Origin of the sequence: Mitsuaria sp. 7, assembly GCF_001653795.1 — a bacterium.
In the GTDB taxonomy this organism is placed as follows: domain Bacteria; phylum Pseudomonadota; class Gammaproteobacteria; order Burkholderiales; family Burkholderiaceae_C; genus Roseateles.
In genome coordinates this window covers 3421562-3436111 of record NZ_CP011514.1, presented here as the reverse complement: position 1 = coordinate 3436111, position 14550 = coordinate 3421562, and the positions used below count along the sequence as shown (strand labels likewise).

The window sequence follows — 14550 nt, the reverse complement described above, 5'->3', positions numbered from 1 at the left end:
TCGAGTCAGGTTCGCTCCTTCGAATGTCCACTCGCTGGCGCAGTTGCCTGGTCGTCATCGCCCGCAATGAGGCGGCGACGATCGCCAGGTTGCTGACCAGCGTTCGTCCATTCGTGGACGAACTACTGGTCATGGACACCGGGTCGACCGATGACACCGTTCGTCTGGCCGAAGCCGCAGGCGCCCGGGTCGCGCATTTCCCGTGGATCAATGATTTCGCCGCCGCGCGCAATGCCGCGCTCGATGCTGCAGGCGCCGACTGGCACATCGTGCTGGACGCCGATGAATGGCTGGTCGGGGAGGGCGGTGGGGCTGCGCTTGAGGCGTTGCGCGACACGGCGCCCGAATTCATCGGCACGATCGCGCTCCAGGATCACTTCGACGGCGGTACCGCTCAATCGCGCCTCAGCCGCGTGCTCCCGGGGCATATCCGATACACCGGCCGCATCCACGAACAGCCCGCGCATGACTTGCCTGTCCGGGCACTCGACGTCCATGTGGCGCACGACGGCTACCTGCCGGAACGGCTTCACGTGAAGCAAGGTCGCAATGAGGAGTTGCTGCGCGCCGCAGTCGACGAGGATCCCGCGAATCCGTATCTCTGGTACCAGCTTGGCAAGGATTTTTCGGTCTACGACCGCTTCGCGGCTGCGGAAGCTGCGTTCGCGAATGCCGCAGACCGCTTGACCTCGTTGCCATTCCTGCCCGCATGGTGGAACGACCTGGTCGCGAGAAGACTCTTTAGCCTGAAATCGCTGAAGCGCCATGCCGACGGCATGGTCTTCGCTGAAACGCAATTGCAAAGATGCGCGGACTCGCCGGACTTCTTCTTCGCGCTGGGGGATCTGCTGCTGGACTGGGCGGCGGACGAGCCTCAACGCGCCGAGGCCCTGGTTCCGATGATTGAGGGCGCGTGGCGCCGCTGCCTTGAGATCGGCGAGCGTCCGGACATGCCGGGCGCTGTTGAGGGGCGCGGCAGTCGCCTGGCGGCCTACAACCTTGCCTTGGTCCTGGAGGCCACCGGGCGTCCAGAGGAGGCCAAGGCACTGCGCGGGGCGCGGTGATCCCTCAAAAAGCAGCGCCGCGATGGCGCTGATCTGGCATCTTGTAGGAATTCATCTGACAAGCGCGTCGGCGCGCTCCCTAAGTCGGAGATGGAAGCGACCTGATGTTGCTGACATGTCGGGATCTCTACAGTTCGTCTCACGCTGAAACGAAACGACATCAGCACCCAACACCCCAGGAGCCGAACGATGAACGCCGACCAAATCCTCGCCGAGATCCGCGAAGCCAACCTGTCGTACCTGATGCTGGCCCAGAGCCTGATCCGTGCCGACCGCGAGCAGGCGCTGTATCGTCTGGGCATCTCGGAAGAAACCGCGACGCTGCTGAACACGCTGAGCGCCGCCCAGATGCTGAAGATCGCCTCGGGCAACACGCTGCTGTGCCGCTTCCGCATGGACGACGACCTGGTGTGGGGCCTGCTGACCTCGCACGGCAAGCCGGCCGCCAACGACAGCGTGTCCCGTCTGCATGCCTCCATCCTGATGGCTGGACGTCATCAGGAAGCCGCCTGAGTCATATCGACGCCCCTTGCGTCAACTGAAGCTGAACTGAAGCCGGAGACACCGACATGCGCACCAAGTCCATCCTGACCGAAGCCAAGCAGATCGATCGTGCGGTGACGCTGATTCATCTGGGCGCGCGCCTGCAGGTGCTGGAGTCGGAAACAGACCTGAGCTACGAGCGTCTGTTGCGCCTGTACAAGGAAGTCTCGGGCAAGAGTCCCAGCAAGGGCCAGCTGCCGTTCTCGACGGACTGGTTCATGACCTGGCAGCCCAACATCCACGCCAGCCTGTTCCTGAACATTCACGAGTACCTGAACAAGGTCGCCGAGATGGACGAGATCGACGTCGTCATCAAGGCCTACCAGCTGTACCAGGAGCAGACCGCAGCGCAGAACCTGGAACAGCTGCTGTCCGTCACCCGCGCGTGGCGCCTGGTGAAGTTCGTGGACAACGGCATGCTGACGATGACCAAGTGCAGCAAGTGCGGCGGTCATTTCGTGACCCACCCGCACGAGGTTGCCAAGCACTACGTCTGCGGCCTGTGCAACCCCCCGGCGCGCGCCGGCAAGGGCAAGGCGGCCGGCGGCATCCAGATGCATTGAGGGCGCCGCCATGGCTGCCCGACTTCCCCGCGCCGCTTCTGGAGACACTCCCTCCGCGCTGCGTTGGCCGACGCTGGCGCTGCTGAGCTGGGGCGCCTGCTTCGCTATCTGGCGCCTGTTCGGGCCCGACTGGCCAGCGGCGATCGTCGCCTCCGGCCTCGGGCTGATCCTCGCCGGACTCCATCGCCAGACCTGGCGCCGGATGATCGTGGCCGCCGGGTTTCCGATGGCCTTGCTTTTCACGGGCACCGATCTGCCGGCATGGATCTGGCTGATCCCACTGGCCGTGCTCGTATTGGCCTATCCCCGCCGCGGCTGGAGCGACGCTCCGCTATTCCCGACTCCTCACGACGCGCTGCGCGCGCTCCCGGAACGTGTGAAGCTGCACGAGGGCGCACGCGTGCTGGATGCCGGCTGCGGACTAGGCGACGGATTGGTGGCTCTTCGCCGCGCTTATCCGGGCGTGCGTTTCGCGGGCATTGAATACAGTGGCTTCCTGTGGCTGCTGGCCCGCCTGCGCTGCCCCTGGGCCGATATTGCCAGGGGCGACCTGTGGGCCCAGTCGTGGCGCGAGACGGACCTGGTCTATCTTTTCCAGAGACCCGAATCGATGCCACGCGCGCTGCACAAGGCGCGCAACGAAATGCGACCGGGCAGTTGGCTGGTCAGCCTGGACTTTCCGCTGCCGGGACAACCCGTCTTCGCGCAACTGGACACCGGCACCCGGCATCAGCTGTATGTCTACCGGGTGAGCGAACTCAAGGCCTGAGGAACCCATTTCATGTTTGTCATCATCGGTTGGCTGCTGGCACTGGCCTGCATCTTCGGCGTGTTCATCGCGCACGGAGGCAACATCAGCGTGGTGCTGCACGCACTGCCGTTCGAGATGACCACCATCTTCGGCGCGGCGATCGGCGGCATGCTCGCCACGAACCCGCCCAAGGTCATGAAGGCCACCATGAAGGGCCTGGGCGACTGCTTCAAGGGCAGCAAGTACACCAAGGCGCGCTACATGGAGCTGCTGGCGCTGCTGTACGACATCCTGCAGAAGGCGCGCAAGGAAGGCCTGATGTCCATCGAAAAGGACGTCGAGGATCCGCACAGCTCGGCGCTGTTCCAGAAATACCCGACGGTGGGCAATGACCACCACGTCACCGAGTTCATCACCGACTACCTGCGGATGATGGTCTCCGGCAATCTGAACGCACACGAGATCGAGTCCCTGATGGACGCCGAGATCGATACCCACCACCACGAGGCCTTCCTCGCCGTGATCGCGCTGCAACGTCTGGCGGGTGGCCTGCCGGCCTTCGGCATCGTGGCCGCGGTGCTGGGCGTGGTGAACACCATGGGCTCGGTCGGTCAGCCGCCGGCGGTGCTGGGCGGGATGATCGGCTCGGCGCTGGTCGGTACTTTCCTCGGAATTCTCCTGGCCTACGCCTTCGCCGAGCCGCTGGCCGGCGCGCTGGAAGCCAAGGTCGACGAGGCCGGCAAGGAACTCCAATGCATCAAGACCACGCTGCTGGCCTCGATGCAGGGCTACGCACCGCAGGTGGCGATCGAATTCGGACGCAAGGTGCTGTACTCGACTGAGCGCCCGACCTTCGCCGAGCTCGAAGGCCACGTGAAGAAGAAGTGAACGGAGTGAATCACCATGGCCGGTGACGCCAAGAAGCTCCAGCCCATCATCATCAAACGCGTCAAGAAGGGCGGCCATGCCGCTCACGGCGGCGCGTGGAAGATCGCGTACGCCGACTTCGTGACGGCGATGATGGCCTTCTTCCTGCTGATGTGGCTGCTCGGCTCGACGACCGAGGGCGACAAGAAGGGCATCGCGGACTATTTCGCCTCGCCGTTGAAGGTGGCGATGTTCGGCGGCTCGGGTTCGGGCGACGCGTCGCACATCATCAAGGGCGGCGGTCAGGACCTGACGCGCCAGACCGGCCAGGTCAAGGCCGGCGACGTCCAATCTCCCCGCAAAACCATCAACCTGAAGGCCCTCAAGGAAGAGCAGCGGCGGGCGGAGCGCGTACGTCTGCAGCAGTTGAAGGACAAGGTCGAGAAAATCATCGCCGAGAACCCGAAAATTGCGGCATTAGGTGGACAAATCCGACTCGACATGACACGCGAGGGCTTGCGGATTCAAATCGTGGACGAGAATAATCGTCCGATGTTTGACAGCGGCAGCGCGGTGGTGAAACCGTATATGCGCGAGTTGCTGCAGGAACTCGGCAACGTGTTGTCCGAGGTGCCCAACCGGCTGACGCTGGAAGGTCATACGGATTCACAGCCGTTTTCTGCAGGCGAGCGCGGATACAGCAACTGGGAACTGTCGGCGGACCGGGCCAATGCCTCGCGGCGCGAGCTGGTGGCGGGCGGTTTGCCGGATGCCCGGGTCCTTCGCGTGCAGGGGTTGGCGTCGAGCAAGTTGCTCGACACGAAAGACCCCAAGGCCCAAGTCAATCGCCGCATCAGCATCATCGTGATGAATCGCGACGCTGAAGATGCGGTGCTGAAGAACCTGCCCGATGAGGACGAGGACGCTTCAGACCCCGCGGCGAGCGCGCCGCAGGCCTCAAGTTCCGCGCCCGCGGGTCGATAACGTTCCGGATCGACGTTCTGTCATCTATAACCAGATCTCGCCTTAAGCCCTCCAGTCCCCTCAGAGGAACGCCATGAGCACTGACATGAAATTCTTGATCGTCGACGACTTCTCGACCATGCGCCGGATCGTGCGCGGTCTGCTGAAGGAGATCGGCTACAACAACGCCGAAGAGGCGGAAGACGGCGTCGAGGCCCTGAGCATGCTGAAACAGGCGAAATACGATTTCGTCGTCAGCGACATCAACATGCCCAACATGAATGGCTTCGAACTGCTCAAGGCCATCAAGGAAGACGCCACGCTGAAGCACCTGCCGGTGCTGATGGTGACGGCGGAAGCCCGCAAGGAAGACATCGTCCTGGCCGCGCAAAGCGGTGCGGCGGGCTACATCGTGAAGCCATTCACGAAGGCCACGCTGGAGGAAAAGGTCCTGAAGATCATGCAGAAGCTGGCCGCTGCGGCCTGACGCTGGGAGTCCCACCATGCAGATGGAAGAGCTGGCCAAACTGACCTCGCAATCCAACGAGCCCTTGACGGTCTCGCCCGAGGTGTTCCAACAGATCGGCACGATCACGCGCGTGCTGCACGACACGATGCAGCAGTTGGGCGTGATGCCCAAGCTGCAGGTCGCGACCGACGGGCTGCCCGACGCGCGCAGCCGCCTGACCTACATCGCCAACAAGACCGCCGACGCCGCCAACAAGGTGCTGAACTCGGTCGACCAGGCCAAGGCCGAGCACGCCAAGATCACCGAAGCCGCCAACGCGATGGCCCAGGCGATCACCGCGGACCCGGTCCGCGCGGTGGCGTCCGGCGCGGTGCTGAACTTCGTCAAGGAGGTCGAATCCTCCACGTCGAAGATCGACACCCACCTGACCGACATCATGCTGTCGCAGGACTTCCATGACCTGACCGGCCAGGTGGTGGCCAAAGTCGTGACGCTTGCCAACGACCTGGAAGATTCGCTGGTGAAGCTGCTGGTCTCGGTGGTCCCGCCGGAACAGCGCGAAAAGGTCGATCCGAGCATCCTGCAAGGACCGGTCGTGAATCCGGAAGGCCGCGCCGACGTGGTGGCCAACCAGTCCGAAGTGGACGATCTGCTGGCATCGCTGGGCTTCTGATTCTTCGAAGCTGGTATTGCCGCAACGAAACCCGCGCCCAGGCGCGGGTTTCTGCTTTCTGGGCCTGCGTGCTGAAGTCCGGCTGATTTCGGGCCTTTATCCGGCTAAAGCGAAACCCCCTCCGGCCGAACAATGGCGAGGCCACGGCATTTGCGCCGTGACCACCCATGGCCGATCAAGACGCACAAGACCGCAACTTACCCGCCTCGCAGAAAAAGATCGAAAGATCTCGCAAGGAGGGTCAACTGCCGCGCTCCCGGGACCTGCCGCATTTCGCGGTGATGGCCACGGGCGGCGCCTTGTTCGCGACCTCGACACCGTACGCTGTCGAAACCCTGCAGCGCATGCTGGAAGGCTCGCTGCGTTTCGATGCCGAACAGCTGCGCAGCGCCGGCATGATGACCGAGCGCCTGTCGACGCTGACCTGGCAGGGCTTCATGCTGGGCCTGCCGGCGCTGATCATCCTGGCGCTGGCCGCGATCGCGGCTCACATCGCTTCCGGTGGCTGGAACTTCACGATGAAGCCGCTGGCGCCGAAGTTCTCCAACCTCAATCCGATCACCGGGTTCGGCAAGCTGTTCCAGATGCAGAACCTGACCACGGCGCTGAAGGCCGTGGCGCTGTCGCTGGTGCTGGGCGTCGTCGGCGCGATGGCGCTGAAGGACCGCATCGCGGGCTTCATCGGGATCATGTCGGTGCCGCTGCCGGCGGCGCTGGCCTTCGCGGGCAAGCAGCTGATGGGCGGCCTGATGATGCTGGGCCTGTGCCTGGCGCTGTTCGCCGTCATCGACGTGCCGCTGCAGCGCTTCCAGTACCTCAAGCGGCTGAAGATGTCCCGCGAGGAAGCCAAGAACGAGCTCAAGGAAGCCGAAGGCAACCTGGAGATGAAGCACAAGATGCGCGCCAAGGCCCGGGAGCTGGTGAAGCGCCGGATGCTGCAGGCCGTGCCGAAGGCCGACCTGGTCGTGATGAACCCGACCCACTATGCGGTCGCGATCGCCTACGACGAAACCAAGTTCGGCGCGCCGCGCGTCGTGGCCAAGGGCATGGACCTGCTGGCGTTCAAGATCCGCGACGTCGCCAAGGAAAACAAGGTGCCGGTGCTGCAGGCGCCGGCGCTGGCCCGTGCCCTGTACGCCCACGCCGAGCTGGACCGGGAGATCCCCGGCGCGCTCTTCGGCGCCGTGGCGCAGGTGCTGGCCTACGTGTACCAGCTCAAGGCCGCGCTGAAGGGGCAGGGCGCCTCGCCGCAGGCCGTGCCGAACCCGCCGGTGCCCGACGAGCTCGATCCGCACAAGAAGCCGGGCTGGACGCCGCCGGAGGAAGAACTGGACGACCAGTTCCCCGAAGGCAACCCCGCCTGAAGGGATGACCACGCCCTAGGGGCCCTGGGGGCGAGGCCCGATTTCGGGGGAGATTCCCCCCTTTATCCAGCTAAAGGAAACGAGGCTCCCGCCGAACAATGGCGGGGCTCGACGGCAGTGTCGGGCGAGTGATTCCCCCCGGCCCCCAACAGGCAGAAGGCAGACCCGATGAACGAGCTGATGGCCCGTTTGCAGAACTTCCTCGGACCCCGCGCCGCCATCGTGCAGGCGCTCGGGGCGCCGATCGCCATCATGATCATCCTGTCGATGATGGTGCTGCCGCTGCCGGCCTTCGCCCTGGACCTGTTCTTCACCTTCAACATCGCCATGTCCATCATGGTGATGCTGGTGGCCTCGCAGATGCTGCGGCCGCTGGACTTCGCCGCCTTCCCGACCGTCCTGCTGATCACGACGCTGCTGCGCCTGTCGCTGAACGTCGCCTCCACCCGCGTGGTGCTGCTGGAAGGCCACACCGGCGCCGGCGCCGCGGGCAAGGTCATCGAATCCTTCGGCCACTTCCTGATCGGCGGCAACTTCGCCGTCGGCCTGATCGTGTTCGCGATCCTGGTGGTGATCAACTTCATCGTGGTCACCAAGGGTGCGGAGCGGATCGCCGAAGTCGGCGCGCGTTTCACCCTGGACGCGATGCCCGGCAAGCAGATGGCGATCGACGCCGACCTGTCCGCCGGCCTGATCGACGAGAAGGAAGCCAAGCGCCGCCGCGCCGAACTGGGCGACGAAGCGGACTTCTTCGGCTCCATGGACGGTGCCTCGAAGTTCGTCCGCGGCGACGCGATCGCCGGCATCCTGATCCTCTTCATCAACATCGTCGGCGGCTTCGTCATCGGCGTGGTGCAGCACGGCCTGACCGCTGGCCAGGCCGCCGACAGCTACATCCTGCTGGCCGTCGGCGACGCGCTGGTGGCGCAGATCCCCGCGCTGCTGATCTCCGTCTCCTCCGCCCTGGTCGTGTCGCGCGTCGGCAAGGACAAGGACGTCGGCCAGATGATCGGCTCGCAGGTGTTCGGCTCGATCAAGGCCGTCGCCATCACCGCGGGTGTCGTCTTCCTCCTGGGCCTGATCCCGGGCATGCCGCACCTGGTGTTCATGATCATCGCCGGCGCCCTGGGCTACTTGGCATACTGGCTGCGCACCAAGGAGCAGGCCACGAAGGCGGCCGAGACCCGCAGCAAGGCCGCTGCGCCGGTTCCTGGCGCGCCGAACCCGGATGCCGAAGCCTCCTGGGACGACGTGGTCGCCGTGGACACGCTGGGCCTGGAAGTCGGCTACCGCCTGATCACGCTGGTCGACAAGTCCCGCGAAGGCGACCTGCTGAGCCGCATCAAGGGCGTACGCCGCAAGTTTGCGCAGGACATCGGTTTCCTGCCCCCGTCGGTGCACATCCGGGACAACCTGGAACTGCGCCCCAGCCAGTACCGCGTGACGCTGCGCGGCGCGGTGATCGGGGAAGCCGAGGCCTACCCGGGCATGTGGCTCGCCATCAACCCCGGCCACGCCACGCAGAAGCTGATCGGGACGCCCACCACGGATCCTGCCTTCGGACTCCCGGCGGTCTGGGTGGAGGAGCGGCAACGGGATATGGCGCAAATGGCGGGCTTTACCGTCGTTGATTGCGCGACCGTGGTGGCCACTCATCTTTCACACTTGCTGCAAGTTCACGCGGCCCGGTTGTTGGGTCGAGTGGAAACCCAGCAGCTGGTGGATCACCTCACCAAGCAAGCGCCCCAACTCATCGAAGACGTGATTCCAAAGATGGTCAATGTCGCCGCCCTGCAACGAGTCCTCCAGTTCCTGCTGGAAGAGGGCGTGCACATCCGCGACATGCGTTCCATCGTGGAAAGCCTGGCCGAAAACGCCACGCAGACGACCGATCCCGCCGAGCTGGCCCGTCGCATCCGCATCCACATCGCTCCGGCGATCGTGCAGCAGATCTACGGACCGGCCAAGGAGCTCGACGTCATCGCCCTCGATCCCGAGCTGGAACGTCTGGTCTCGCAGGCCCTGCACTCGCCTCACGGCGCGGCGCTGGATCCCGGTGTGGCCGACACGCTTGCAAGAAGTGCCGCGCAGACCGCGCAATCCCAAGAGGATCGCGGTTTGCCCGCCTGCCTGCTGGTGCCCGACTTGATTCGCGCTCCCCTGGCCCGTCTGCTCAAGCGCGCTGCGCCGCGGCTGAAGGTGCTGGGACACAGCGAGATTCCTGAAACGCACACGATCCGCATCGGCTCCATCATCGGAGGCACGGCATGAACGTCAAACGCTTTACCGCCCGCAATTCCCGCGAAGCCATGGCCCTGGTCCGCCAGGCCTTCGGCGACGAAGCGGTCGTGCTCTCGAACAAGCCCTGCCCCGAAGGGGTGGAGGTGCTGGCGATGGCGCCGGAAGGCATGTCGCAGATCGAGCGCGTCGCCGCCTCGACGCCGCGTGCCGCCGCTGCAGCGCCCCGCGCCGCCGCGCCGCGCCAGCCCGCCGCCCAGCCGCAGCGCCAGCAGCATCGGGAAGAGGTGCAACCGCGTCAGGCGCTCAAGCAGCGTCTGGCCGCGTCGCCGGCTCCGCAGCGTGCCGAGCCCGGCTTCGATGGCTCGGTGGGCGAGGACGTCAACGCGATGGCCATGAGCACGCTGTCCTTCCAGGACTACGTCCGGGAACGCATGCTCAAGCGCCGCTCGGCCGAGATGAACGGCCTGCCCGATCCGATGATGGACGAGCCGGCCCCGGCCTTCTCGCAGACGCAACTGAATGACTCGGTCGCCTCGATGGCCGCGCAGCGCGATCAGCGCGCGCGTTCCGCGATGCAGACCCTGGGCGCCCGTCGCGTCGACGAGCGTGCCTACGAACCCGCGCCGGCCCCCGCGCCGCGCGTCGTGCCGCCGGTGCTGCGCGACGAGATCCGCGTGCAGCAGCAGGCCATGCAGGACCTGGGCGGCATCGGCCACGGCTTCGGTGGCATGGGCAACCATCCGCTGAACGACATGCCGGCGTCCTCGCGTCGCGAGCAGGAGATGATGACCGAGCTCCGCGCGATGAAGGGCATGATCGAAGAGCGCTTCGGCGCGCTGGCCTTCATGGAGAAGCTCCAGCGCCAGCCGGCGCAGGCCCGCCTGACGCAGAAGCTGCTGGACTCCGGTTTCTCGCCGGCCCTGGTGCGCAAGCTGGTCGAAGGCCTGCCGGCCAAGACGACCGAGGAAGCCGATTCCCACGCATGGGCCGCCAACGTGCTGTCGCGCAACGTGCAGACCGCCGAGCAGCAACCGCCCCTGGAAGACCAGGGCGGGGTGTTCGCGATGATCGGCTCGACGGGCGTCGGCAAGACGACGACGACGGCCAAGATCGCCGCGGCTTTCGCGACCAAGTACGGCGCGAGCCAGCTCGGCCTGATCACGCTGGACGCCTACCGGATCGGCGCTCACGAGCAGCTGCGCGCCTACGGCCGCATCCTCGGCGTGCCGGTGCACACGGCGCATGACCGCGCGTCGCTGGAAGACCTGCTGGACCTGCTGTCGTCCAAGAAGATGGTGCTGATCGACACGGCCGGCACGGCCCAGCGCGACAGCCGGACCGCCGAGCTGCTGGACATGCTGGCGCACAAGAGCATCAAGCGCATCCTGGTCGTCAACGCCGCCCAGCAGGGCGAGACGATCGAGGACGTGGTGGGCGCCTGGCGCGGCGCGGAAGCGCAAGGCGTCATCCTGTCCAAGCTGGACGAGGCGGTGAAGCTGGCCCCGGCGCTGGACACCGTGATCCGCCACAAGCTGCGCGTCCTGGGCGTCACCAACGGCCAGCGCGTGCCGGAAGACTGGCATCGCCTGTCGTCGCAGGCGCTGGTGCAGCGCGCGCTGCGCAGCCACGGCCAATCGGCCTGGCGCGTCGACGCCTCGGACGTCAACCTGATCTTCACCGCCGGCACGATGGCCGGCGCGGCGGGCGCATCCTCGCCGATGGGGATGAACTGACCAAGCGCTGACCGCTCGATCGGAGGGGGCATCCCGGGGACGGGAGTTGCCAAACCCGGTCACAAGTTCTAGAAAGGGGGAAGGGCTCGGGCTCTTCCCCCTTTTTCCGTTGCTGCGGGGGACGGCTCGACGTCGTTGTGTGAGAGGTCCACGAGGTGAGGGTGCCGGGAGAGAAAAGCGGGGTGTTTCCCCCTTTCAATTCCCGGTCAAGGAGTGGCCCCCGGGGCGAAACTTCCGGTAACGGCTCCAGCAATGGCCGGTTCCTTTCGAGAGGGACAAGGGCGCTGGGGCGGAACACGCAAGAGACACAGAGCAGCCCAATGCGCGACTTCAGCAATGCTCCCAAGGACCAGGCCGACGGCCTGCGCCGCCTGTTCGCCACGGCGCGCGTGCGCGTGGTGCCGGTGGTGAGCAACCCGCATGTCGTAGGAAGCGGCGCGCTGCTGGAAGGCATGTGCGCGGCCTTCGGCGAACTCGGGTTGCACACGCTGGTCGTGGACGCGGGCGAGCACGCCTCGGCGGCCTCGGAACTCGCGGCGGTGGACCTCGCGGCCTGCGTGGAACCGCTGTCGGCGAAGGTCTCCTTCCTCGCGGCGCGCGGACTGCCGATGCGCTACGTGAATGCCAACGGCTCGGCCGCCCAATTCCTGGAAGCAGTGACCGACGCGGCCCCGTTCGCCGACGTCGTCCTGCTGCACGCCAGCGCCGCGGAACTCAGCCGCGTGCTGGTCTCGCGCGAAGTGCGACCGGTGCTGCTGGCCGACACCGACGTGCAGAGCGTGACCTACGCCTACGCCGGCATGAAGTGGCTGACGCAGCGCGCGGGCCTGATGGTCTACAGCCTGCTGCTGGCCTGCAATCCGCAGCTGCGCCTGGCGGAGCGGATCGCGCAGCAGCTCTCGAGCTGCGGCGACGGCTTCCTCGGCGCGGTGCTGCGCGAGTGGGCCTGCATGGATCCCCGCCAGCCGGTGTCCGCGCCGCTGACGCACGAGCTGCGTCACATGGCGCGCGAACTGCTGCTGGCCTCGGTACCGGGGGCGGCGCTCGACAGCGCTGCTGATGCGATGCCGCTGCGTCCGCGGCCGATGTGGCAGCCCAAGGCTGGCCGCGCCCCGCAAGGCGTGACCCTCGCTGCGCATTGACGCCGGATTGGAGACGAGACGATGTACACCGCCAAGGGTCAACTCGACAACAACTCGCTGATCCGCCAGTACAGCCCGCTGGTGCGCCGACTGGCGCATCAGATGATCGCGAAACTGCCGGCCAACGTTGAACTGGACGACCTGATCCAGGTCGGCCTGATCGGCCTGACGGACGCGCTGTCGCGCTTCGACACGGCGCAGGGCGTGCAGTTCGAGACCTTCGCGACGCAGCGCATCCGCGGCGCGATGCTCGATGAACTGCGGGGCAGCGACTGGATGAGCCGCGGCAACCGCCGCCAGCAGCGCTCGATCGAGAGCGCGGTGCACAAGCTCGAACAGAAGCTCGGCCGTCCGCCGCAGGAGTCCGAGATCGCCGTCGAGATGGGCATCTCGCTGACCGAGTACCAGGAGATGCTGGGCAAGGTGCGCGGGACGCAGCTGGTCTATCTGGAGGACATCTCCGGAGGCGAGGACAACGACGACTATCTGGACCGGCACGTCGGGGACAACTCGGCGGATCCGATGGCGATGCTGGGCGACCACCGCATGCGCGAGGCGCTGGTGGAGGCGATCAAGAACCTGCCGGAGCGCGAGGCTTACGTCATGTCCATGTACTACGAACATGACATGAACCTGAAAGAGATCGCGGCGGTGCTCAAGGTGACCGAATCGCGGGTGTGCCAGCTGCACAGTCAAGCGATTGCCCGATTGCGCGTGAAGCTGCGCGACTGGTAAAACGAGCCGCATACGCGGCCGCAATCCTTGTGGTCCAAGAACCATGAGGGGAGCGTCCGATGTGGGACTCATTGCGCAGGCGCGCCGGGAAGGCGGCGCCTGACGCGTCGGTGGGGGGAGCCGAGGTTGGCTTTCGCGAGCCGACGCTGCAGGGCAACACCACCAAGGTCGTTCGAGAGCTGTCGAGCGGCGTATCCAAACTGGGCCGCGACGCGGCCGAAGTCCGCGGACTGCTGGAGGACACGCAGAAGGTCGTGACCTCGCAGGCGCAGGCGATGCAGGCGCTGGGCTCGGAGCTCGAGCAGGTCCGGCATGCGCAGGACGGCATCAACCAATCCACGAACCAGACCCGCGAAGCGGTCGAGCGCGCGCGCACGGCGCTGTCCGGCGTGGGCGACGAAGTGGGCGGGATCGTGTCGACCTTGCGGCAGGTGTCGGACGCGGCGTCCGAGATCACGAAGATCGCGTTGCAGACGCGGCTGGTGGCGTTCAACGCGTCGGTGGAGGCCAAGCGCGCCGGCGAGGCGGGCCGCGGTTTCGGCGTGGTGGCGGATGCGGTGAAGGACCTCGCGGCGCAGGTGGAGGCGTCGTCGAAGGCCATCATGGGCACGGTGGGGACGCTGGATTCGCGGATCGAGACCTTCAGCCGGGAGCTGAGGGCGGACGGCTCGGGAGGAGCCGGCCAGAGCAAGATCCTGCAGGCGTTCGCGGATGTGGAGGTCGACGTCGACCTCATCGCGAAGTCGGCGCAGGAGAGCCAGGCGACGACGCAGCAGTTGGCGGAGCGCTCGGGAGAGCTGGGGGTGGAGATCCAGCAGGCGATGCGCAAGCTGGAGTCGGCGTTCGCGTGCAGCGACCGGTTCCTGCGGCTGTCGGAGCAGATGATCGAGCAGATCGCGTCGAGCGGCGTCGAGGTCGAGGACTCGCCGTACATCCAGGCGGTGCAGGCGGCGGCGGCGGAGATCGCGGGGTTGCTCGAACGGGCGGTGAAGGAGAAGCGGATCGATGTGTCGTCGCTCTTCGACGAGCATTACCAGCCGATCGCGGGGACCGACCCGCAGCAGTTCACGACGAGATTCACGCAGATCGCGGATCAGCTGTTCCCGGAGGTCCAGGAGCGGGTGCTGAAGTTCTCGGACAAGGTGGTGTTCTGCATCGCGGTGGACCGAAACGGGTATGTGGCGGCGCATAACAAGCGCTATTGCCAACCCCAGCGCGCGGGCGACGTGGCTTGGAATACAGCCAACAGCCGTTACCGGCGGATCTTCAACGACCGGACAGGGCTGGCCTCAGCCCGGAATCAACGCCCGTTCCTCCTTCAAACCTACCGCCGGGATATGGGCGGCGGGAACTTCGTGCTGCTCAAGGAGGCTTCGGCACCCGTCACCGTTGCTGGGAGGCATTGGGGTGGGGTGAGGTTGGCGTTTGGGTTTTAACGTGGA

The 14550-nt window shown here is 66.0% G+C and carries 14 protein-coding genes; all 14 read left to right on the top strand.

Annotated features, from left to right (window positions below):
* Positions 1-23: 23 nt before the first annotated feature.
* The 14 genes from ABE85_RS15080 (at position 24) to ABE85_RS15015 (ending at position 14544) form a co-directional block, all read left to right on the top strand.
* A complete protein-coding gene (locus ABE85_RS15080; RefSeq protein ID WP_067276159.1) occupies positions 24-1064 on the top strand; it encodes a glycosyltransferase in 1041 nt (346 codons plus the stop codon).
* A 189-nt stretch (positions 1065-1253) separates the two neighbouring features.
* On the top strand, positions 1254-1577 hold the full coding sequence (gene flhD / locus ABE85_RS15075) for a flagellar transcriptional regulator FlhD (RefSeq protein ID WP_067276158.1): 324 nt from the start codon (positions 1254-1256) through the stop codon (positions 1575-1577).
* A gap of 56 nt (positions 1578-1633) precedes the next feature.
* Entirely contained in the window at positions 1634-2170 is a 537-nt protein-coding gene (flhC, locus tag ABE85_RS15070) for a flagellar transcriptional regulator FlhC (protein ID WP_067276156.1), read from the top strand.
* Positions 2171-2180: 10 nt separating this feature from the next.
* Positions 2181-2939: a hypothetical protein gene (locus ABE85_RS15065; RefSeq protein ID WP_067276154.1), complete on the top strand. Its 759-nt coding sequence runs from the start codon at positions 2181-2183 to the stop codon at positions 2937-2939.
* 12 nt (positions 2940-2951) lie between these two features.
* Entirely contained in the window at positions 2952-3809 is an 858-nt protein-coding gene (gene motA / locus ABE85_RS15060) for a flagellar motor stator protein MotA (protein ID WP_067276152.1), read from the top strand.
* A 15-nt stretch (positions 3810-3824) separates the two neighbouring features.
* Positions 3825-4772, top strand: a complete 948-nt coding sequence (gene motB / locus ABE85_RS15055; protein ID WP_067276149.1) for a flagellar motor protein MotB — start codon at positions 3825-3827, stop codon at positions 4770-4772.
* A 73-nt stretch (positions 4773-4845) separates the two neighbouring features.
* The gene (cheY, locus tag ABE85_RS15050; RefSeq protein WP_067276146.1) at positions 4846-5238 is read left to right on the top strand and encodes a chemotaxis response regulator CheY; all 393 of its coding nucleotides are present in this window, start codon (positions 4846-4848) and stop codon (positions 5236-5238) included.
* Positions 5239-5254: 16 nt separating this feature from the next.
* Positions 5255-5893 (top strand): protein phosphatase CheZ, encoded by a 639-nt coding sequence (locus ABE85_RS15045; protein WP_082938636.1) that lies wholly within the window; start codon positions 5255-5257, stop codon positions 5891-5893.
* A 167-nt stretch (positions 5894-6060) separates the two neighbouring features.
* On the top strand, positions 6061-7257 hold the full coding sequence (locus tag ABE85_RS15040) for a flagellar biosynthesis protein FlhB (RefSeq protein WP_067276143.1): 1197 nt from the start codon (positions 6061-6063) through the stop codon (positions 7255-7257).
* A 168-nt stretch (positions 7258-7425) separates the two neighbouring features.
* On the top strand, positions 7426-9528 hold the full coding sequence (gene flhA / locus ABE85_RS15035; protein WP_067276139.1) for a flagellar biosynthesis protein FlhA: 2103 nt from the start codon (positions 7426-7428) through the stop codon (positions 9526-9528).
* The gene (gene flhF / locus ABE85_RS15030; protein WP_067276136.1) at positions 9525-11231 is read left to right on the top strand and encodes a flagellar biosynthesis protein FlhF; all 1707 of its coding nucleotides are present in this window, start codon (positions 9525-9527) and stop codon (positions 11229-11231) included. Before flhA ends, flhF begins: the two co-directional genes overlap by 4 nt.
* 320 nt (positions 11232-11551) lie before the next feature.
* Entirely contained in the window at positions 11552-12373 is an 822-nt protein-coding gene (locus tag ABE85_RS15025) for a hypothetical protein (RefSeq protein WP_067276132.1), read from the top strand.
* 21 nt (positions 12374-12394) lie between these two features.
* Complete coding sequence (locus ABE85_RS15020; RefSeq protein WP_067276129.1) at positions 12395-13108, top strand: RNA polymerase sigma factor FliA; 714 nt, start codon at positions 12395-12397, stop codon at positions 13106-13108.
* 59 nt (positions 13109-13167) lie between these two features.
* Positions 13168-14544 (top strand): methyl-accepting chemotaxis protein, encoded by a 1377-nt coding sequence (locus ABE85_RS15015; RefSeq protein ID WP_067276125.1) that lies wholly within the window; start codon positions 13168-13170, stop codon positions 14542-14544.
* Positions 14545-14550: the final 6 nt, after the last annotated feature.